This window comes from Escherichia sp. E10V10 (assembly GCF_004211985.1).
Lineage (GTDB): Bacteria > Pseudomonadota > Gammaproteobacteria > Enterobacterales > Enterobacteriaceae > Escherichia.
In genome coordinates, this window is sequence record NZ_RHJO01000010.1 from 55,966 (window position 1) to 76,901 (window position 20,936).

At 51.0% G+C, this 20,936-nt stretch carries 17 protein-coding genes; 12 read left to right on the top strand and 5 right to left on the bottom strand.

Annotation, left to right across the window (positions count from 1 at the left end):
- The first annotated feature begins 43 nt into the window (after positions 1-43).
- The gene (gene adrA, locus D9736_RS13775; RefSeq protein ID WP_130258529.1) at positions 44-1,159 is read left to right on the top strand and encodes a diguanylate cyclase AdrA; all 1,116 of its coding nucleotides are present in this window, start codon (positions 44-46) and stop codon (positions 1,157-1,159) included.
- Positions 1,160-1,175: 16 nt separating this feature from the next.
- Here the strand turns inward: adrA and proC are convergent, their stop codons facing one another.
- Positions 1,176-1,985, bottom strand: a complete 810-nt coding sequence (gene proC, locus D9736_RS13780; RefSeq protein WP_130258530.1) for a pyrroline-5-carboxylate reductase — start codon at positions 1,983-1,985, stop codon at positions 1,176-1,178.
- A 119-nt stretch (positions 1,986-2,104) separates the two neighbouring features.
- On the opposite strand from proC, the gene D9736_RS13785 reads away from it, so the two are divergent.
- From D9736_RS13785 to D9736_RS13810, 6 genes are all read left to right on the top strand, one after another.
- Positions 2,105-2,563, top strand: a complete 459-nt coding sequence (locus tag D9736_RS13785) for a YaiI/YqxD family protein (RefSeq protein ID WP_130215406.1) — start codon at positions 2,105-2,107, stop codon at positions 2,561-2,563.
- Positions 2,564-2,745: 182 nt separating this feature from the next.
- Positions 2,746-3,291 carry a shikimate kinase AroL gene (aroL, locus tag D9736_RS13790; protein ID WP_130223263.1) on the top strand — a complete coding sequence of 182 codons (546 nt, stop codon included), beginning with the start codon at positions 2,746-2,748 and terminating at the stop codon, positions 3,289-3,291.
- Positions 3,292-3,319: 28 nt separating this feature from the next.
- The gene (yaiA, locus tag D9736_RS13795) at positions 3,320-3,511 is read left to right on the top strand and encodes a protein YaiA (RefSeq protein WP_130206195.1); all 192 of its coding nucleotides are present in this window, start codon (positions 3,320-3,322) and stop codon (positions 3,509-3,511) included.
- Positions 3,512-3,764: 253 nt separating this feature from the next.
- Positions 3,765-4,442, top strand: a complete 678-nt coding sequence (locus D9736_RS13800; protein ID WP_130206197.1) for an AroM family protein — start codon at positions 3,765-3,767, stop codon at positions 4,440-4,442.
- A gap of 71 nt (positions 4,443-4,513) precedes the next feature.
- Positions 4,514-4,798, top strand: coding sequence for a pyrimidine/purine nucleoside phosphorylase (gene ppnP, locus D9736_RS13805; RefSeq protein WP_064527100.1), 285 nt, complete (start codon positions 4,514-4,516; stop codon positions 4,796-4,798).
- A gap of 144 nt (positions 4,799-4,942) precedes the next feature.
- On the top strand, positions 4,943-7,222 hold the full coding sequence (locus tag D9736_RS13810) for a DUF2773 domain-containing protein (RefSeq protein WP_130258531.1): 2,280 nt from the start codon (positions 4,943-4,945) through the stop codon (positions 7,220-7,222).
- Between the two features lie 144 nt (positions 7,223-7,366).
- On the opposite strand, the gene rdgC is transcribed toward D9736_RS13810, so the two are convergent.
- Positions 7,367-8,278 (bottom strand): recombination-associated protein RdgC, encoded by a 912-nt coding sequence (rdgC, locus tag D9736_RS13820; RefSeq protein ID WP_130206205.1) that lies wholly within the window; start codon positions 8,276-8,278, stop codon positions 7,367-7,369.
- A gap of 124 nt (positions 8,279-8,402) precedes the next feature.
- Here rdgC and mak point away from each other — a divergent pair, with 124 nt between their 5' ends.
- The gene (gene mak / locus D9736_RS13825) at positions 8,403-9,311 is read left to right on the top strand and encodes a fructokinase (protein WP_130258532.1); all 909 of its coding nucleotides are present in this window, start codon (positions 8,403-8,405) and stop codon (positions 9,309-9,311) included.
- 429 nt (positions 9,312-9,740) lie between these two features.
- Here the strand turns inward: mak and araJ are convergent, their stop codons facing one another.
- From araJ to sbcD, 3 genes are all read right to left on the bottom strand, one after another.
- A complete protein-coding gene (araJ, locus tag D9736_RS13830) occupies positions 9,741-10,925 on the bottom strand; it encodes an MFS transporter AraJ (protein WP_130206209.1) in 1,185 nt (394 codons plus the stop codon).
- 125 nt (positions 10,926-11,050) lie between these two features.
- Positions 11,051-14,194 (bottom strand): exonuclease subunit SbcC, encoded by a 3,144-nt coding sequence (gene sbcC / locus D9736_RS13835; protein WP_130258533.1) that lies wholly within the window; start codon positions 14,192-14,194, stop codon positions 11,051-11,053.
- Positions 14,191-15,393: an exonuclease subunit SbcD gene (sbcD, locus tag D9736_RS13840; RefSeq protein WP_130258534.1), complete on the bottom strand. Its 1,203-nt coding sequence runs from the start codon at positions 15,391-15,393 to the stop codon at positions 14,191-14,193. Before sbcD ends, sbcC begins: the two co-directional genes overlap by 4 nt.
- 189 nt (positions 15,394-15,582) lie before the next feature.
- On the opposite strand from sbcD, the gene phoB reads away from it, so the two are divergent.
- From phoB to proY, 4 genes are all read left to right on the top strand, one after another.
- On the top strand, positions 15,583-16,272 hold the full coding sequence (gene phoB, locus D9736_RS13845; protein WP_000113933.1) for a phosphate response regulator transcription factor PhoB: 690 nt from the start codon (positions 15,583-15,585) through the stop codon (positions 16,270-16,272).
- A 57-nt stretch (positions 16,273-16,329) separates the two neighbouring features.
- Positions 16,330-17,625 carry a phosphate regulon sensor histidine kinase PhoR gene (gene phoR / locus D9736_RS13850; RefSeq protein WP_130206215.1) on the top strand — a complete coding sequence of 432 codons (1,296 nt, stop codon included), beginning with the start codon at positions 16,330-16,332 and terminating at the stop codon, positions 17,623-17,625.
- Between the two features lie 405 nt (positions 17,626-18,030).
- On the top strand, positions 18,031-19,350 hold the full coding sequence (brnQ, locus tag D9736_RS13855) for a branched-chain amino acid transporter carrier protein BrnQ (protein ID WP_130206217.1): 1,320 nt from the start codon (positions 18,031-18,033) through the stop codon (positions 19,348-19,350).
- 75 nt (positions 19,351-19,425) lie between these two features.
- Positions 19,426-20,799, top strand: coding sequence for a proline-specific permease ProY (gene proY / locus D9736_RS13860; RefSeq protein WP_130223251.1), 1,374 nt, complete (start codon positions 19,426-19,428; stop codon positions 20,797-20,799).
- Positions 20,800-20,936: the final 137 nt, after the last annotated feature.

Here is a 20,936-nt window from a genome sequence, read left to right on the forward strand (position 1 = left end):
CGCCTTTCGCCCCATCTCTATAATTTGGGAAAATTGTTTCTGAATGTTCCCAAAAATAATGAATGATGAAAATTTTTTCAAAAAAGCGGCGGCACACGGGGAGATACCACCATTAGCTCCTCAAAACGAACATCAGCGATCCGGGCTGCGCTTCGCCCGTCGCGTCAGACTACCGCGGGCGGTGGGACTGGCTGGGATGTTCTTACCAATCGCCTCGACGTTGGTTTCGCACCCGCTGTCAGGCTGGTGGTGGCTGGTGTTGGTTGGCTGGGCATTTGTCTGGCCACATTTAGCCTGGCAGTTGGCGAGCAGGGCCGTTGATCCGCTTGGCCGGGAAATATACAACTTAAAAACTGATGCAGTGTTAGCCGGTATGTGGGTAGGCGTGATGGGCGTAAACGTGCTGCCTTCGATCGCAATGCTGATGATTATGTGCCTGAATTTGATGGGGGCAGGCGGCCCCCGTCTGTTTGTCGCCGGTTTGGTGTTGATGGTCGTTTCCTGCCTTGTCACACTCGAACTCACGGGGATCACGGTGTCGCTCAAGAGTGCGCCGCTGGAATGGTGGCTCTCCCTTCCCATTATCGTCATTTATCCTCTGCTGTTTGGCTGGGTCAGCTACCAGACAGCGACCAAACTGGCTGAACATAAACGACGATTGCAGGTCATGAGTACCCGCGACGGCATGACGGGCGTTTACAACCGGCGTCACTGGGAAATCATGCTACGTAATGAGTTTGATAACTGTCGCCGACACAATCGCGATGCGACGCTATTGATTATTGATATCGACCATTTTAAGAGTATCAACGATACATGGGGTCACGATGTGGGTGATGAAGCCATCGTTGCCCTTACCCGACAGTTACAAATTACCCTGCGTGGCAGCGATGTGATTGGTCGTTTTGGTGGTGATGAATTTGCGGTAATTATGTCAGGTACGCCAGCCGAAAACGCCATTACCGCCATGTTACGTGTGCATGAAGGATTAAATGCATTACGCCTGCCAAATACGCCGCAGGTGATATTACGGATAAGTGTCGGTATCGCGCCGCTGAAACCGCAAATGAGTCACTACCGTGAGTGGCTGAAATCGGCCGATATGGCGCTCTATAAAGCAAAGAAAGCCGGACGTAACCGCACCGAAGTGGCGGCCTGACGTCCGGCGAGAGTCATCAGGACTTGCTGAGTTTTTCTGATTTTTCCATACACTTCGTCATCGCTTCGATCACCGCGGCACGGAATCCTTTCTCTTCCAGAACGCGTACCGCTTCAATGGTTGTGCCTCCTGGTGAGCAGACCATATCTTTCAAGGCGCCCGGATGTTCGCCGGTTTCCAGCACCATTTTCGCGGAGCCCATTACCGCCTGGGCGGCAAACTTATAAGCTTGCGCGCGTGGCATCCCGCCCAGCACGGCGGCGTCGGCCATCGCTTCGATAAACATAAAGACATAGGCTGGCGAAGAACCGCTCACGCCAACCACTGGGTGGATCATCGGCTCAGCAATGACTTCCGCCTCGCCAAAGCAGCGGAAAATATTCAGCACATCGGCAGTATCTTCGGGAGTGACCAACGCGTTTGGCGTTACGGATGTCATCCCGGCATTGACCAACGCGGGGGTGTTCGGCATGGCGCGAATAATTTTCCGGTCGTGACCCAGCGCCCGGGCAAGTTGTTCGAGCGTAACGCCTGCGGCGATAGAAACCACCAGAGAGTCTTTATTCAGGCTGGAAGTGATTTCGCTAAGGACTTTAATCATGATGCCCGGTTTGACGGCAGCAAAGACGATATCGGTGATTTGCGCCACTTCCTGTGCCGATTCTGCAGCGTTGATACCAAACTGTTCATGTAAGGCGGCAACTTTATCCGGGGAGGGGGTATACACCCAGATTTGCCCTGGAAGGACCTGACCGCTGGCAATCAGACCGCCGAGAATGGCTTTTCCCATATTGCCGCAGCCAATAAAACCGATTTTCTTTTCCATTGCACACTCCTGCCGTGAATTCATTATTTTGAAAAGCGCCTGGTCAGAAGCATAAACAGAACTATGCCGGAAGGCAAAAGCGCGACACAATAGAAGATTACCCAACAGAGGATAGCCTTATGACAATATGGGTGGATGCCGATGCGTGTCCCAATGTAATTAAAGAGATTCTGTATCGCGCGGCAGAACGTATGCAGATGCCGCTGGTGTTGGTGGCAAATCAGAGTTTACGCGTGCCGCCATCGCGGTTTATTCGCACGCTGCGCGTCGCGGCAGGTTTTGACGTGGCCGATAATGAAATTGTACGTCAGTGTGAGGCGGGCGATTTGGTAATAACCGCAGATATTCCTTTGGCTGCTGAAGCCATCGAGAAAGGCGCGGCAGCACTTAATCCGCGTGGCGAACGGTACACACCTGCGACTATTCGTGAACGTCTGACGATGCGCGATTTTATGGATACCCTTAGAGCCAGCGGGATCCAGACCGGAGGACCAGATAGCCTTTCGCAACGTGACCGCCAGGCATTTGCGGCTGAACTTGAAAAATGGTGGCTGGAAGTTCAACGTAACTGTTCGTAAATGTAATATATTATTTACACTTCTTTCTCGCTCATTTCTTGTTATAGTAAGGAATGTATTGAAGTTCACTCCTTAAGTGGAATTATTTCTTTACAATCGAAATTGTACTAGTTTGATGGTATGATCGTTATTCTTACGAAACCGGCTTTCGCCGCATTGCGACCTTTTGGGGAAAACCCACGATGACACAACCTCTTTTTCTGATCGGGCCTCGGGGCTGTGGTAAAACAACGGTCGGAATGGCCCTTGCCGATTCGCTCAACTGTCGGTTTGTTGATACCGACCAATGGTTGCAATCACAACTCAATATGACGGTAGCAGAGATCGTCGAAAGGGAAGAGTGGGCAGGATTTCGCGCCAGGGAGAGCGCAGCTCTGGAAGCAGTAACTGCACCATCCACCGTTATCGCGACGGGCGGCGGTATTATTCTGACGGAATTTAATCGCCACTACATGCGTAATAACGGGATTGTGGTTTACTTGTGCGCGCCGGTGTCAGTGCTGGTAAATCGTCTGCAAGCAGCGCCAGAAGAGGATTTACGGCCAACACTCACAGGAAAACCGTTAAGTGAAGAAGTTCAGGAAGTGCTGGAAGAACGCGATGCATTATATCGTGAAGTTGCGCATATTATCGTCGATGCTAACAACGAACCCAGTCAGGTGATCTCTGAAATTCGAACCGCTTTGGCACAAACGGCAAACTGTCATTGTCCTGGCACCTATACTTAATGTTCATCCCGTGAAATAAGGAAGAACAATGCCAACGAAACCGCCTTATCCCCGAGAAGCCAGAATTGTTACGGTAGAAAAAGGCCAGCAAGGACAGACTGTGACCTGGTATCAGCTGCGAGCCGATCATCCCAAACCAGACTCTTTGATCAGCGAACATCCTACGGCCCAGGAGGCGATGGATGCTAAAAAACGCTATGAGGATCCTGATAAAGAGTGACCGCATCAGACTGCTCGGAATGGACTCTGAGTGCTATTACAACGGACCTGCATCACACTTTTCACAATTCATGTTTTTCAAATAATTAGAATATTAAACAATAACAATCCATTACTGGAACTATTGGGAATCTTTACATTATGCCGTGCGCGTCTGCTGCTACGCTTTTTTGCATTTGTAGCATCGGCAAGCGCCCGCTGTGGTGCTTAGTATTTGCCCGGTAATTAACGACGAAAAAGAAAGGTGGAAGACAATGAGCGCGTCGTTGGCGATTCTGACCATCGGCATTGTACCAATGCATGAAGTTTTGCCGCTTCTGACGGAGTACATTGACGAAAACAATATTTCCCATCATAGCCTGCTGGGGAAATTAAGCCGCGAAGAGGTGATGGCGGAGTATGCGCCAGAAGCAGGCGAAGAAACTATTCTTACATTATTAAATGACAACCAGCTGGCCCACGTTTCACGCCGTAAAGTGGAGCGTGATCTACAAAGCGTGATTGAGGTACTCGATAATCAGGATTATGACGTTATTTTGCTAATGAGTACGGCCAACATTAGCAATATGACAGCGCGAAATACGATCTTCCTCGAGCCTTTGCGCATTCTCCCACCGCTGGTTTCCTCCATTGTTGAAGGTCACCAGGTCGGTGTTATTGTACCAGTAGAAGAGCTTTTGGCCGTTCAGGCGCAAAAATGGCAAATTTTGCAGAGAACACCACTATTTTCGCTGGGAAATCCCATTCACGATTCTGAACAGAAAATCGTTGATGCCGGGAAAGAATTGCTGGCGAATGGGGCGGATGTCATCATGCTGGATTGTTTAGGATTTAATCAGCGTCATCGCGATTTACTGCAAAAAAAGCTCGATGTACCTGTTTTGCTCTCTAACGTATTGATTGCAAGGCTGGCGGCGGAATTGCTGGTGTAATTTTACGTGACAGTTAGCACCTTTGGCCCCTATAGTGAAGAAGATGTTAAACCACCTGACAGGGCCAGTTTATGCTTCAAAGTAACGAATACTTTTCCGGAAAAGTGAAATCGATCGGCTTTACCAGCAGCGATACTGGCCGCGCCAGCGTCGGTGTGATGGTTGAAGGTGAATACACGTTCAGTACTGCGGAACCCGAAGAGATGACGGTGGTCAGCGGGGCGCTGAATGTTTTGCTGCCTGGCGCTACCGACTGGCGCGTGTATGAAGCTGGTGAAGTATTTAATGTTCCCGGCCACAGCGAGTTCCATCTGCAAGTTGCCGAACCGACCTCCTATCTGTGCCGCTATCTGTAATATCGCGCCTTCCCGTCTGAATGGGAGGGCATTTTTCTGAAATATTCCTTATTTCACGAATAATAAAATCTCCGTTGCTGCTAATTTTTCTATTTTCGATATATTCATAATCTATCAAGGTTGATATTAATATCAGTGAAGATTATGAATAAAATAAAAATATTGATCATCTGTATGGTTGTATTTATTGCCACCGAAAATGTTTACGCTGCTGAGTGGATCACTAGCGATGATCTTATTAAGTCAGATTTCCATATCATGACTGCAGAAGAACGTAATGGAGTGAAAGAGGAAACCGGTGATAGTATGGAAGCCTCTTATATGCTTAAAAATAACATTCGTTGGTATTATCATAATGGAGATTTATCAATACCCAGCAATTTTAGTAATAAGCATACCCTGGTAATCAAGGGGAATTTAACCATTAATGGTGATTATGATGATTATTCGGCAGGTGATGGTCAACTCATTGTGTTGGGCAATGTGATTGTCGATAACTTTATTAATCATGATTTCGCATACGTCAAAGGTGAGATGCAAGCGAAAGGTTTAGTCTATGCTGATTATAATGATCATAACTTTGAAGTAATGAAAGGTATTACGGCTCGCGGAATTATTGTTTCAGACAAGGCGACGCAATTTGAGGTTAATAACGCTGAGTTTTATATCAACGAAGATACCAGCAATGAAAATTATGACTGGGATGCGAATATTCGAAAAGCGTATTCGCTGTTTGAGCCCGATCTCTATGGGATTACTGAAATTGAAACCGACAATGTTTTAAATGCCTATCCTGATTATGACAGCGTAGCGGCCAGTATTGTCCAGGGATTGCCGTTGTTTCGCGATAAACCTGTATCGGGGTTAAGTGAAAAATTGCAGTGGATTGAACAGGGCAAGGTCGAAAAATTTGCGGCTGGCAACGTTAAGCATGAAGATCCGCTGGTGGCGCGTTTTCTGACTCGCATGGAGAGTCTACCAACCGATGTTATGCTGCAATTGCTACAGCATCCTGATGACCAGACACGAGAATATATGGCGCAGCGTTGGCCCGCCAGGCAAATGCATTTACTCACCGCACCTTTTATTAAAGACCAGGCAGTGGCGAAAGGACTGATTAAAAACAGCGATATTTCACCAGAAGTGAATGAAAAATTAATGTCGACTCCTGTCGAGAGCGTCCAACTTGAGCAGGCCAGACAGGATAATCTTTCTCCGGAAATCATTGCCCTATTAAGTCAGAGTCCGTTTCCGATTGTGCGTAAGACGTTAGTCAGCCAGTACGATTACGCGTGGCTGGCGCCAGCATCCGTGGTGGATGAACTGATAAATAGCGATGATGATGAACTACGCGAACGAATTGCTGGTGCCGATTTGACTACACGACAAGCCGTGGCGCTGAGTAACGATCAATCACTTAAGGTCCGTGAAGCCGTAGCTCATGCCCTTGCGGAACTCAAAGTTACGCGGCTTTCTGCAAACATGAGTATTCCCGATATTGAACGTATTGCAGATCAAATGTATCTCGATAATAAAGACCATAAAAATATCGTGATGGCATTATTTATTGCTTTACCTGAAGCGCGCCAACTGTCGCTGGCAAAAGAAGATATACAACATTTACGTGAAGGTGCGCGTTATCTGACGTCAACTGAAGTGATTAACTATCTTCTGACACATCATGATAACCCCGCTGTCTGGAATGAATTAGCACACGATAAACTGCTGCCGTTGGAATATAAGAAAAAATTGTGGCAGCGCACATTGCAATTAATAATGAGCAAACGGCAAGAGGATCAGGAGCAGGCGTATGATATACAACTGGAACTGATTGATAATGGCATGGTAGATGAAGCAATGCTCAATGACGCCATCGATTTGCTGCCTGATTTACCGGCTGAATATCGTTACCGGATGCGCAATCAGTTATTTGATAAAAATGATTTACCATCAGAGATTATTGCCCGTCTTGATAAGCAATATCGCTTTAATTCTGACTGGGCGCTGTCTGTTACAGACATGACAAATAGTAATCGTAGGCAGTGTGATAGAGGATTACGTCGCTGGAATGATGATGATAGCGTTATTTTAATCGAGCTGGATAAGCTGACAGATAAGCCTGATGACGAGTTTTGGCTGGCATTACTGCAAAGTCGGCATGAACAATTACGTAAAACGGCGTTGATTAATGCGCATACGCCGACTTCCGCATTCACAGCATTGGTTACACCGCAGGATCGTCAGGGAGCGATTGCCAATCCGCAACTGTCTGCTGAGGTGAAAACGGCGTGGTTAAAAGAGGATCCGTCATTACTGTTATTTGCCGATCATCCGGATCCACAACAATTACGTGAATTAGTTAAAACCGGATCAACACGGCAAATTCGTAGTGAAGCGCGCAATAAGCTTGAGGAATTAAAATGAGGTTACGGCGTAAAACACACAATATTGCAGCGTTAAAAATCATTACCCGACGTAGCGAATGATTAGATTAATGCCTGGCATGGCTTCGTACGCCGGATAAGACGCACCCAGGCGTCGCATCCGGCATTGAGGGCAAATCAGCAATTAACGTTGTGCTTCGCCACCTAATCCTTCAATCAGGTTTTGAATTAACGCTGCCAGTTCACCAGTCATCAGGATGAAATCGGCGTCAAAGCGCTGGGCAAAATCTTCGCGGTCGATGTCTTCGTTTTGATCGCGCAGTTCGTCGCAGAACTTCAGGCGCTTGAGCGAACCATCGTCGCACATCACAAACTGAACGCGCTGCTGCCAGTCGAGCGCCAGTTTAGTCACCACTTTTCCGGCTTCAATGTGATTGGTGATCTCTTCGCTGGTCAGATCTTGTTTCTTCGCGCGGATCACGCCGCCATCTTCCAGCAGCGATTTCAGCTCGGCTTCATCAAGCAGCTGGAAGCCCTGTGCCGCGCTACCGGAGCGTACCCATTCGGTCAGCGTCAGTTCAATCGGGTTTTCCATGCTCAATGGCACAACCGGTAACGACCCCAGGCTTTTACGCAGCAGTGCCAGCGTATCTTCCGCTTTTTTGGCGCTGGCGCAGTCCACCATAATCAAACCGTTCACCGTGTCGATCCACATCATGGTTTGGCTAAAACGGCTGAAAGCACGCGGCAGCAGAGAGTGCAGCACTTCGTCTTTCAGCGAATCTTTTTCGGTTTTCTTCAGCTTACGCGCTTGTTCAGCTTCCAGTTTGGCGATTTTCGCTTCCAGCGCCTGTTTAATGACCGGAGACGGGAGAATTTTTTCTTCTTTGCGCGCGCAGATAACAATTTGACCATTGGCAACGTGCGTTAACGCATCGCTGTGCGATCCCATCGGAGGAACCCAGCCCATTTTCGCCATATCCTGGCTGCCGCATGGGGTAAATGCCATCGAGGCTAGCTGTTTTTCCATCTCTTCTGCACGCAGCGAAATCTCGCGGCTAAGACGGTAAACCATTAAATTTTTGAACCACAGCATGATAATTTCCACGGCCTTGTCGTTAAATTTAGCGGGCATGATAACGAATTGTCGGCGGCCTTGCATTGCCAATCCGGTTGTCCGTCTCTACGCTTTTGATATTGAAAAAAATAAGGAGAGTACCGTGCGTATAGGTATCGATTTAGGCGGCACCAAAACTGAAGTGATTGCACTGGGCGATGCAGGGGAGCAGTTGTACCGTCATCGTCTGCCCACGCCGCGTGATGATTACCGCCAGACCATAGAAACGATCGCCACGTTGGTAGAGATGGCGGAGCAGGCGACAGGACAGCGTGGAACAGTGGGGATGGGGATCCCAGGCTCGATTTCGCCTTACACCGGAGTGGTGAAAAATGCCAATTCAACCTGGCTTAACGGTCAGCCATTCGATAAAGACTTAAGCGCGCGGTTGCAGCGGGAAGTGCGGCTGGCAAATGACGCCAACTGTCTGGCGGTTTCGGAAGCGGTAGATGGCGCAGCAGCGGGAGCGCAGACGGTATTTGCTGTGATTATCGGCACGGGATGCGGCGCGGGCGTGGCGTTCAATGGTCGGGCGCATATCGGCGGCAATGGCACGGCAGGCGAGTGGGGACACAATCCGCTACCGTGGATGGACGAAGACGAACTGCGTTATCGCGAGGAAGTCCCTTGTTATTGCGGTAAACAAGGTTGTATTGAAACCTTTATTTCGGGCACGGGATTCGCGACGGATTATCGTCGTTTGAGCGGACATGCGCTGAAAGGCAGTGAAATTATCCGCCTGGTTGAAGAAAACGATCCGGTTGCTGGGTTGGCATTACGTCGTTATGAGCTACGACTGGCGAAGTCGCTGGCGCATGTGGTGAATATTCTCGACCCGGATGTGATTGTCCTGGGCGGAGGGATGAGCAATGTTGACCGTTTATATCAAACAGTTCCACCGCTGATTAAACAATTTGTCTTCGGTGGCGAATGTGAAACGCCCGTGCGTAAGGCGAAGCATGGTGATTCGAGCGGCGTACGCGGCGCCGCATGGTTATGGCCACAAGAGTAAAAAACCCAGGCAACTGGTGCATCATGCCTGATGCGACGCTTGCAGCGTCTTATCAGGCCTACAAAATAAGCAGCCGTAGGCCGGATAAGGCGCTCGCGCCGCATCCGGCACCGTGTTCAGATGCCTGATGCGACGCTTGCAGTGTCTTATCAGGCCTACAAAATAAGCAGCCGTAGGCCGGATAAGGCGTTCACGCCGCATCCGGCACCGTGCTCAGATGCCTGATGCGACGCTTGTCGCGTCTTATCAGGCCTACAAAATGAGCAGCCGTAGGCCGGATAAGGCGTTCACGCCGCATCCGGCACCGTGCTCAGATGCCTGATGCGACGCTTGCAGCGTCTTATCAGGCCTACAAAATGATCAGCCCGTAGGCCGGATAAGGCGTTCACGCCGCATCCGGCAACAAGTAACGTGCACCGTGACTGCAACCTATCCCAGTGGTTTCGCCAGCACCGGACTCTCCGCTACTTGCTGGCGCTTATAGCGACCATACAGCAGCAATGAGGACATCGCAGCAAACGAGAGCAGGGCAGCAGGCAACGCCACGTAATTATACGCCAGCCCCAGCGTCAGCATCATCCCGCCGCAATAAGCACCCACGGCGCTACCGAGGTTAAACGCTATTTGCCCTCCCGCGGCACCTAATAACTCCCCACCTTTGGCATTTTGCAGTAACAATATTTGCAGCGGTGCTGAAAGGGCAAATAATCCCGCGCAACAAATAAAAGCAAAAATAAGCGACGTTGTTTTCATACCGCCGAAGAAAAAGAGCATCAGCAGTGCCAGTACAATGATAAAGTCAGTCACTGCCGCAATGCGTAGCGGCGAGTAACGTCCGGAAATCCGGCCACTTAGCATATTCCCCAGCACCATCCCCAGTCCGACCAGCATCATAATGAAGGTCATCGCCGTTTCCGAAAAACCGGAAATAAACATCATGTAAGGTTTAACGTAACTAAACCAGGCAAACACACCTGCGTTGCCAAACATCGTGGCGGCGAAAATTAACCACGGGGCCGGGCTGCGCAAAAAGTGAAATTGTTCGCGCAGCTTTCCTTTCGCCTCGTCGCGAATATCCGGCACCCAAAAATAGACCGATGCCATCACCGCAATATTAAAAACAGCGATCAACAAAAAGGTGTAGCGCCAGCTAAATTCCTGACTTAAATACGTCCCCAGCGGAATGCCCAGCAAATTGGCGACTGTCATCCCGGAAACCATCCCCGCCACGGCGGCGGTGACTTTGCCGGGTTGGATAATTTTCGATAACACGATCGCGCCGACGCCAAAAAATGCGCCATGCGGAAAGCCGGATACCAGCCGACCAATGGCGAGCATCAGGTAAGACGAAGAGAGCGTGAACATGGCGTTGCCAATGACGCACAACGCCACCAGAAACAACAAGATATGTTTGAGTGAGTAGCGACTGGAAAAAAGCGCGATTATCGGCGCACCGACTACCACCCCCAGCGCATAATACGAAATCATATGCCCGGCGGCAGGAATCGAAATTCCTACGTTATGCGCCAGCTCCGTGAGCACCCCCATAATGCCAAATTCGGCCATCCCCAAACCAAACGTACCCAGAGCCAAAGATAAAATAACTTTTTTCATACCACCATCACAACCAACAGAGCAGCTACGAATCACCGTAGCCAATAAAGTGATAGCTTGCAGGATAACGACCAGTCGGGCCAAGAGATAATTCGCCCCTCTGTATTCATTATCCTGCTGAATAGTTATTTCACCGCAAACGCGCTTTCCAGTTTACTGTAGCCCAGTCCGTTGATCTTCTTCACTTTAATCTGCACCGGAATACGCTCTTTCATCGCTTCAACGTGGCTAATCACCCCGATGGTTTTACCACTGGCGTTCAGGGCATCCAGTGCGTCAAGGGCGGTATCCAGCGTTTCGCTATCCAGCGTGCCGAAACCTTCATCGAGGAACAGCGAGTCAATACGCGTTTTATGGCTGACCAGATCCGAAAGCGCCAGCGCCAGTGCCAGGCTCACGAGGAAACTTTCGCCGCCGGAAAGCGTACGGGTATCGCGTACCGCATCTGCCTGCCAGGTATCAACAACCTCGACCTCCAGCGCCTCGCTGGCTTTACGCTGTAACAGGTAGCGACCGTGCAGCCGGGTAAGTTGCTGGTTAGCCAGATGGACCAGATTGTCCAGCGTCAGCCCCTGAGCGAATTTACGGAATTTATCGCCCTCTTTGGAGCCAATCAGCGAATTAAGATATCCCCAGTCCTCAACCTGCTGCGTCGTCTGTGCAATTTGCTGCATTAAGGTTTGTTGTTGCTGACGGTTGTCTGCATCCTGCTTCAGCTGCTGGCGAATTTCCCCCTGGCGAGTGGTGTTTTCACGCAACTTTTGGTGAGTTTGCGCTAACTCTTGCTGAATCTGTTCCACCGTCACCGTGAGATCCAGCCCGCCAGGTCGGTGTTGCTGATGCTGTGCCAGCGTTTCAGCTGTCTGAGTGGCCAGCGCTTGCGCCTGACGACGCTGGTTTTCCAGATTCTGTTTCAGCTGTTCCAGCTGAGTTAGCGTCTGCTCATCCATTAACGCCGCAAGAAATGCCTGCTGATCGTCAAAAATGCTGTCCTGTAGCGCGGTGTCAAACTGCGCCTGGGCTTTTTGCAGACTTTGCGCTGCCAGAACCTCCTGTTGCTGCAACGTTTGCTGCTGGCTTTGCAACGCGAGGCATTGTTCGTGAACTTGCCGCCAGTTTTCCAGCGCCACAGTTTCTTCGCTGTGCGGGAGTTCATCACTTTGCGGCAACGTTTCCAGAATCGGCGTCAGCTGCTGAATACGGTTTTGCAGCGCAGTTAATTCGTTCTGGCGTTGCTGCCAGCTCTGCGCTTCTTGCTGACGTGTCGCCAACCAGCTCTCTTCTTCCTCTTCCTGTGGCAATGTCAGTGCATAACCCGCCAATGCTGTTAAGTGTTGCTGCTGGCGTTGTTCAATTTGCTGTTGATACTGGATAATTTGCTGATTATGCGCGGCAATCTGCCCTTGTAATTCATGCCGTTGGCTGAGTAACCGCAGCTGGCGTTCGTGCTCATCTTGTGCATCCAGCCACGGTTGAATATCGTCCTGCGGCTGCAAGGTGATATTGAGGCTGGCCGTGACGGCTTGCCATTGTTGAGTAAGTGCTTGCTCATCTTGTCGGAGGCTTTGCGCTTCGTTTTCATCGCGCTGAAGCTGCTTCGTTAATGCATCCAGTTGCCCACGTAGCGCCGCACCTTCTTCACCGAGCTTTTTAACTTCGTTTTCCAGCGCCAGTAATCGAGACTGATTAACGCCAGGCTCCAGCGCCTGATACGCCTCGACCGCCGGGTGGCTGGTGGAACCACAAAGTGGGCAGGGCTGACCCGCCTGTAACTGTGCACGTTGAGCTTCCAGCGTTTTGATGCGCGCTTCCTGCTCGCAAATGGTTTTCACATCGGCAAGTTGTTGCGTTTTTTCTTTATAACGCTGGCGCATTTCGTTAAGTGCGGCGTTACGTTGCGTCTTTTCCAGAGTGACATTCTGGATAGCGACCTGTAACTGAGCCAGACGTTTTTGTTGGGGAACAATCTGCCCATGCAGCGCAACCAGCCGCTGACGCAGTGGGCGTTGCTCAGCATGTTGCGCCTGGGCGCTAGCAACTTCATCGGCGGTTAACGTCAACGTGATCGCCGCAAGCGCATTAAGTTTTTGCTCAGCATGGGTTAACTGTTGCTGCCATTGCCGCAGATGCTCGCGATCGCTGGTTTGTTGGGAGAACTGCGCACGCCAACCCGCCAGTTCGTTGTTCCACTGACGGAAGCGGTCGTGTTCCTGTAACCAGGCATTCAGGCTTTGTTGCTGCTGCTGTAATTCTGCTGACTGTTTCGCCGCGTGGTGGAGAATGCTCGCGCGAAGCGCCATTGTGCTCTGTAAGCGAGTATTTACTTCTTCAATCTGCTGGCGAGTATGCGTTAGCGCTGCGCTGTGTTCTGCGATGCGTTCCCAGTGCGGACGAAGATTTCGTGCCGGTTGTGCCAGGCTGAGCGCCGCCAGTTGCGGTTGCGCTTTTTCTTCTTCGGCTAACGCTTGTTGCAATGCCTGCTGACGGCGACTGGCTTCCTGCTGCAATTCGTCCAGACGCGTTAACCAGTTTAGCGATTGTTGTTCTTGCTGCTGCGCAGTGAGTAACCGTTTCTCTTCGTCAGTGAGTACCTGCAAACTTTCTGTAAGCGATTGCAGCTGTTCTGGCGCTAATAACGCGACGCCGCTGGCCTGCGCTTGCAGTTTCTCCAGCTCAGTACGGGCCGATTTATGCTGTTCAAAAACCATCGCGGAGATTTGCCCGTAGATTTCGGTGCCGGTTAACTCCTCGAGCAATTCCGCGCGTTCTTTCGGTTTCGCATTGAGGAAGGCAGCAAATTGCCCCTGCGAAAGCAGCATCGAACGGGTGAAGCGCCCGTAATCCAGTCCGGTTAACGTCGCCGTCAGTTCCAGCTTATCTTTCACTTTGTCGGCGAGAATTTTGCCGTCTGCGCAGCGCGCCAGCTCTACGCGTGGCACTTGCAAATTACCGTCCGGCTGGTTACGCGCCCGATTCTGGCTCCAGAACGCGCGATACGCTTCACCTTTCACTTCAAATTCCACTTCCGCCAGACATTCGGCGGTATCGCGGGTCATGAGATCATTTTGTGATTGCGAAACGTTAGAGAGGCGCGGGGTTTCGTGATACAGCGCCAGACAAATGGCGTCCAGCAGGGTGGTTTTCCCCGCACCGGTTGGGCCGGTAATGGCAAACAGCCCGTTGCTGGCGAACGGCTCGCGGGTGAAATCAATCTTCCATTCGCCTTTTAATGAGTTCAGGTTTTTCAGGCGCAGGCTGAGAATTTTCATGCTTCGTGTTCTCCGGCGAGGGTCTGCAACGTCGTGGCGAAAAGATTCTGTAGACGTTGCTGCTGCGATTCATCCAGTTCTTCCAGTGCCAGACGGCGATTGAACACCTCTTCGACGCTGAGTTCGCTGAGGGTTTCACGCTGTTGGCTGGCTAACACACGCTCGCGCTGTTCACGACTCCGGCGTACCAGCAATACTTCGACAGGTAATGATTCGGTTAATGTCTGGATTTTGCGCTGAATATCATGCAGATACTCATCGGTAGTGATTTCGATATCCAGCCAGACAGGTGGCTCTTGTGATACATCGCGCCACTGTTCCAGCTGTTCGGTAATCGACGCCAGATCGCCTTTCAGCACCGCCATGGGTTGCGTTACCGGTACGTTCAGATTTTCCACGCTCTCTAATTTGCCGTTTGAAAATGTCACCAGATGGACATATTTACTCTTACCGCATTCATCAAAACTCAGTGGAATGGGGGAGCCGCAATAGCGAACATGTTCCATGCCGCCAATAATCTGCGCGCGGTGAATATGCCCGAGCGCGATGTAGTCGGCTGGCGGAAAGTTTTGTGCCGGAAACGCGTCCAGCGTGCCAATATAGATGTCACGCACGGCGTCACTTTTACTGGCGCCCACGGTCGTTAAATGTCCCGTGGCGATGATGGGCAGAGGCTGATCGCCGCGCAGTTTGCAGGCATCGGCATAGTGTTGTTGATAATAATCAGTAATAGCCGCCAGCAAATGCTGCTGTTTTTCAATACCGTTTAGCCCCGCCTGGCTGGTAATAATGTCACGCGGGCGTAAAAAAGGAATGGGGCACAGCACTGCGCCTGGCGTCCCGTCGCGATGAGGCAAGATTTGCGGCGCATGTCCGGCGCTGGCGACCACGGTAGTATTGAGGAACGCCATGATATCGCGCGATTCATTCAGCGTGGCGACCGAATCATGGTTTCCCGCCAGTACCACCAGATGACAGCCCGTTTGTTGTAAATTGACAACAAAACGGTTGTATAAAGTACGGGCGTAACTGGGCGGCGAACCGGTATCGAAAACATCACCGGCAACAATAATCGCATCCACCTGATGGGTTTGTGCTGTCTCCAGCAGCCAGTCAAGAAAAGCCTGATGCTCAGCTTCGCGGCTTTTACTGTAGAAGTTCTGGCCGAGATGCCAGTCTGAAGTGTGAAGGATGCGCATAACGATTCTCTGGCGAAAAAGCATGGGCGCGATTATACCCAAACAGGTGCGCTATTTGCTTTTTTCTGCACCACAGAAATCAATAACCTGAAGATATGTGCGACGAGCTTTTCATAAATCTGTCATAAATCTGACGCATAATGACGTCGCATTAATGATCGCAATCTATTTATTACAACAGGGCAAATCATGGCGAGACGTATTCTGGTCGTAGAAGATGAAGCTCCAATTCGCGAAATGGTCTGCTTCGTGCTCGAGCAAAATGGCTTCCAGCCGGTCGAAGCGGAAGATTATGACAGTGCTGTGAACCAACTGAATGAACCCTGGCCGGATTTAATTCTCCTCGACTGGATGTTACCCGGCGGCTCCGGTATCCAGTTCATCAAACATCTCAAGCGTGAGTCGATGACCCGTGATATTCCGGTTGTGATGTTGACCGCCAGAGGGGAAGAAGAAGATCGCGTGCGCGGCCTTGAAACCGGTGCGGATGACTATATCACCAAGCCGTTTTCGCCGAAGGAGCTGGTGGCGCGAATCAAAGCGGTAATGCGCCGTATATCGCCGATGGCGGTGGAAGAGGTGATTGAGATGCAGGGGCTAAGTCTCGACCCGACATCTCACCGGGTGATGGCGGGCGAAGAACCGCTGGAGATGGGGCCAACTGAATTTAAACTGCTGCACTTTTTTATGACGCATCCCGAGCGCGTGTACAGTCGCGAGCAACTGTTAAATCACGTCTGGGGAACCAACGTATATGTGGAAGACCGCACGGTCGATGTCCACATTCGCCGCCTGCGTAAAGCACTGGAGCCCGGCGGGCATGACCGCATGGTGCAGACCGTGCGCGGTACAGGATATCGTTTTTCAACCCGCTTTTAACGCCTTGCTCATCGGACGCAGAGCAGGGCTTATGATTTCTTAACTGGAGTATCTTACGTGCTGGAACGGCTGTCGTGGAAAAGGCTGGTGCTGGAGCTGCTACTTTGCTGCCTCCCGGCTTTCATCCTGGGTGCATTTTTTGGTTACCTGCCCTGGTTTTTGCTGGCATCGGTAACAGGACTGCTTATCTGGCATTTCTGGAATTTATTGCGCCTTTCATGGTGGCTGTGGGTGGATCGCAGTATGACCCCGCCACCGGGGCGTGGTAGCTGGGAACCGCTGCTGTACGGTTTACACCAGATGCAACTGCGTAATAAAAAACGCCGCCGCGAGCTGGGTAATCTTATCAAACGCTTTCGTAGCGGCGCGGAGTCGCTGCCTGACGCGGTGGTGCTGACCACGGAAGAGGGCGGTATTTTCTGGTGTAACGGTCTGGCGCAACAAATTCTAGGTCTGCGCTGGCCAGAAGATAACGGGCAGAACATCCTTAACCTGCTGCGTTATCCGGAGTTTACGCAATATCTGAAAACGCGTGATTTTTCTCGCCCGCTCAATCTGGTGCTCAACACCGGGCGGCATCTGGAAATTCGCGTCATGCCTTATACCCATAAACAGCTGCTGATGGTGGCGCGAGATGTCACGCAAATGCATCAACTGGAAGGGGCGCGGCGCAACTTTTTCGCCAACGTAAGCCATGAGTTACGCACGCCATTGACCGTGTTACAGGGTTACCTGGAGATGATGGATGAGCAGCCGCTGGAAGGCGCGGTACGCGAAAAAGCGTTGCACACCATGCGTGAGCAGACTCAGCGGATGGAAGGGCTGGTGAAGCAGTTGCTGACTTTGTCGAAAATTGAAGCCGCGCCGACGCAGTTGCTGAATGAGAAGGTTGATGTGCCGATGATGCTGCGCGTCGTTGAGCGTGAAGCTCAGACGCTGAGCCAGCAAAAACAGACATTTACCTTTGAGATTGATAACGGCCTCAAAGTGTCTGGTAGCGAAGACCAGTTACGCAGTGCGATTTCGAATCTGGTCTATAACGCAGTGAATCATACACCGGAAGGTACGCATATCACCGTACGCTGGCAGCGAGTGCCGCACGGTGCTGAATTTAGCGTTGAAGATAATGGACCGGGCATCGCACCGGAGCATATTCCACGCCTGACCGAGCGTTTTTATCGCGTTGATAAAGCGCGTTCCCGACAAACTGGCGGTAGCGGGTTGGGGTTAGCGATCGTGAAGCATGCGGTAAATCATCATGAAAGCCGGCTCAATATTGAAAGTACGGTGGGTAAAGGCACGCGTTTCAGTTTTGTTCTGCCGGAACGTTTAATTGCCAAAAATAGCGATTAATCCGCCTTTGTCATTTTTTGTTGCCATAAGCCAGCCGATGCTGGCTTTTTTTCTTTGCAGTCAAAAAACGGGCGCTGAATTTTACCATGTCTGGTGATTTTTTGTTCGCATGATAAGCCATATCTTTTTCACGGAAATAGTGTTTTATACTGGTTGGTGATTTCTTATCGCTATATACCTCTGGTTTTTAGATCCCTCCTTGCTTTAAAACGTTATAAGCGTTTAAATTGCGCTTCAGGTGCTGTCATACTGACTGCATTCACGCGGTAAATCGAAAAACTATTCTTCGCCGCGCCTGGTTGGGAGTATTTCCCGCTAAAATTGTTTAAATATACCGCTGTATCATCCCCAGGGATTGGCACAAAATTTAACGTTACAACACCACATCCACAGGCAGTATGATTTATGACCCATCAGTTAAGATCGCGCGATATCATCGCTCTGGGCTTTATGACATTTGCGTTGTTCGTTGGCGCAGGTAACATTATTTTCCCTCCTATGGTCGGCTTGCAGGCAGGCGAACACGTCTGGACTGCGGCATTCGGCTTCCTTATTACTGCCGTTGGTCTGCCGGTATTAACGGTAGTGGCGCTGGCGAAAGTTGGCGGCGGCGTCGATAGTCTGAGTACACCAATCGGTAAAGTTGCAGGGGTGCTGCTGGCAACGGTTTGCTACCTGGCGGTAGGACCGCTGTTTGCAACACCGCGTACGGCAACTGTCTCCTTTGAAGTGGGCATTGCGCCGCTAACGGGTGACTCCGCACTGCCGCTGTTTATCTACAGCCTGGTCTATTTCGCTATCGTTATTCTGGTTTCGCTCTATCCGGGCAAGCTGCTGGATACCGTGGGCAACTTCCTTGCACCGCTGAAAATTATCGCGCTGGTCATCCTGTCTGTTGCGGCGATTGTCTGGCCTGCGGGTTCTATCAGCACGGCAACTGAGGCTTATCAAAACGCTGCGTTTTCTAACGGCTTCGTCAATGGCTATCTGACTATGGATACGCTGGGCGCGATGGTGTTTGGTATCGTTATTGTTAACGCGGCGCGTTCTCGCGGCGTTACCGAAGCGCGTCTGCTGACCCGTTATACCGTCTGGGCTGGCCTGATGGCAGGCGTTGGTTTGACTCTGCTGTACCTGGCGCTGTTCCGTCTGGGTTCAGACAGCGCGTCGTTGGTTGATCAATCCGCAAATGGTGCCGCTATTCTGCATGCTTACGTTCAGCACACCTTTGGCGGCGGCGGTAGCTTCCTGCTGGCGGCGTTAATCTTCATCGCTTGTCTGGTCACGGCGGTTGGTCTGACCTGCGCTTGTGCGGAATTCTTCGCCCAATACATCCCGCTCTCATACCGTACGCTGGTGTTTATCCTCGGCGGCTTCTCGATGGTGGTGTCTAATCTGGGCTTGAGCCAGCTGATTCAGATCTCTGTACCGGTGCTGACTGCCATTTATCCGCCTTGTATCGCACTGGTTGTATTAAGTTTTACACGCTCATGGTGGCATAATTCGTCCCGCGTGATTGCTCCGCCGATGTTTATCAGCCTGCTTTTTGGTATTCTCGACGGGATCAAAGCATCTGCATTCAGCGATATTTTACCGTCCTGGGCGCAGCGTTTACCGCTGGCCGAACAAGGTCTGGCGTGGTTAATGCCAACGGTGGTGATGGTGGTTCTGGCCATTATCTGGGATCGCGCAGCAGGTCGTCAGGTGACCTCCAGCGCTCACTAAATCACTGTAAATTTGTTTTAACCACGGGGCTGCGATGCCCCGTGGTTTTTTATTGTGTTGATGGGTTAGGAATTGATGGAAAGTAAGAACAAGCTAAAGCGTGGGCTAAGTACCCGACACATACGCTTTATGGCACTGGGTTCAGCAATTGGCACCGGGTTGTTTTACGGTTCGGCGGACGCCATCAAAATGGCCGGACCGAGCGTGTTGTTGGCCTATATTATCGGTGGTGTCGCGGCGTATATCATTATGCGTGCGCTGGGAGAAATGTCGGTACATAACCCGGCCGCCAGCTCTTTCTCGCGTTATGCGCAGGAAAACCTTGGCCCGCTGGCAGGTTATATCACCGGCTGGACCTACTGCTTTGAAATCCTTATTGTCGCCATCGCCGATGTAACTGCTTTCGGTATCTATATGGGCGTCTGGTTCCCGACGGTGCCGCACTGGATATGGGTGTTGAGCGTGGTGCTGATTATCTGCGCCATTAACCTGATGAGCGTGAAAGTCTTTGGTGAGCTGGAATTCTGGTTCTCGTTCTTTAAAGTCGCCACCATTATCATCATGATCGTTGCTGGTTTCGGTATCATCATTTGGGGGATTGGCAACGGCGGGCAACCGACCGGTATCCATAACCTGTGGAGCAACGGCGGCTTCTTCAGTAACGGCTGGCTTGGCATGGTGATGTCGTTGCAAATGGTGATGTTTGCCTACGGTGGTATTGAAATTATTGGTATTACCGCCGGTGAAGCGAAAGAGCCGGAGAAGTCTATTCCGCGCGCGATTAATTCAGTGCCGATGCGTATTCTGGTGTTCTATGTTGGTACGCTGTTCGTCATTATGTCTATCTATCCGTGGAATCAGGTAGGTACTGCAGGTAGCCCGTTCGTGCTGACGTTCCAGCATTTGGGGATTACCTTTGCCGCCAGCATTCTTAACTTCGTTGTGCTGACTGCTTCGCTGTCGGCAATTAACAGCGATGTGTTTGGTGTAGGCCGTATGCTGCACGGCATGGCAGAGCAGGGCAGTGCGCCGAAAATTTTCAGCAAAACGTCGCGTCGCGGTATTCCGTGGGTCACGGTGCTGGTCATGACTACCGCGCTGCTGTTTGCTGTGTATCTGAACTACATCATGCCGGAAAACGTCTTCCTGGTGATTGCCTCGCTGGCGACCTTCGCTACCGTGTGGGTGTGGATTATGATCCTGCTGTCGCAGATTGCCTTCCGTCGCCGCCTGCCGCCAGAAGAAGTTAAAGCGCTGAAATTTAAAGTTCCTGGCGGAGTGGCAACGACCATCACGGGGCTGGTTTTCCTGGTCTTTATCATCGGACTGATCGGTTATCACCCTGAAACGCGTATCTCTCTGTACGTTGGTTTTGCGTGGATTGTGGTGCTGTTGATTGGCTGGATGTTTAAACGCCGCCACGATCGCCAGTTGGCAGAAAACCACTAATTCCTGCCTTTTGTCGCCGGATCAGGAGCAAAACCTGATCCGGCTATTCCGAAAATTATCCGCCCCCGTCCTCCTCCCCCAAATATCCTTCAGATGATGATTGATCCTGCATTAGGCTATGGCAAGGTGAACACATT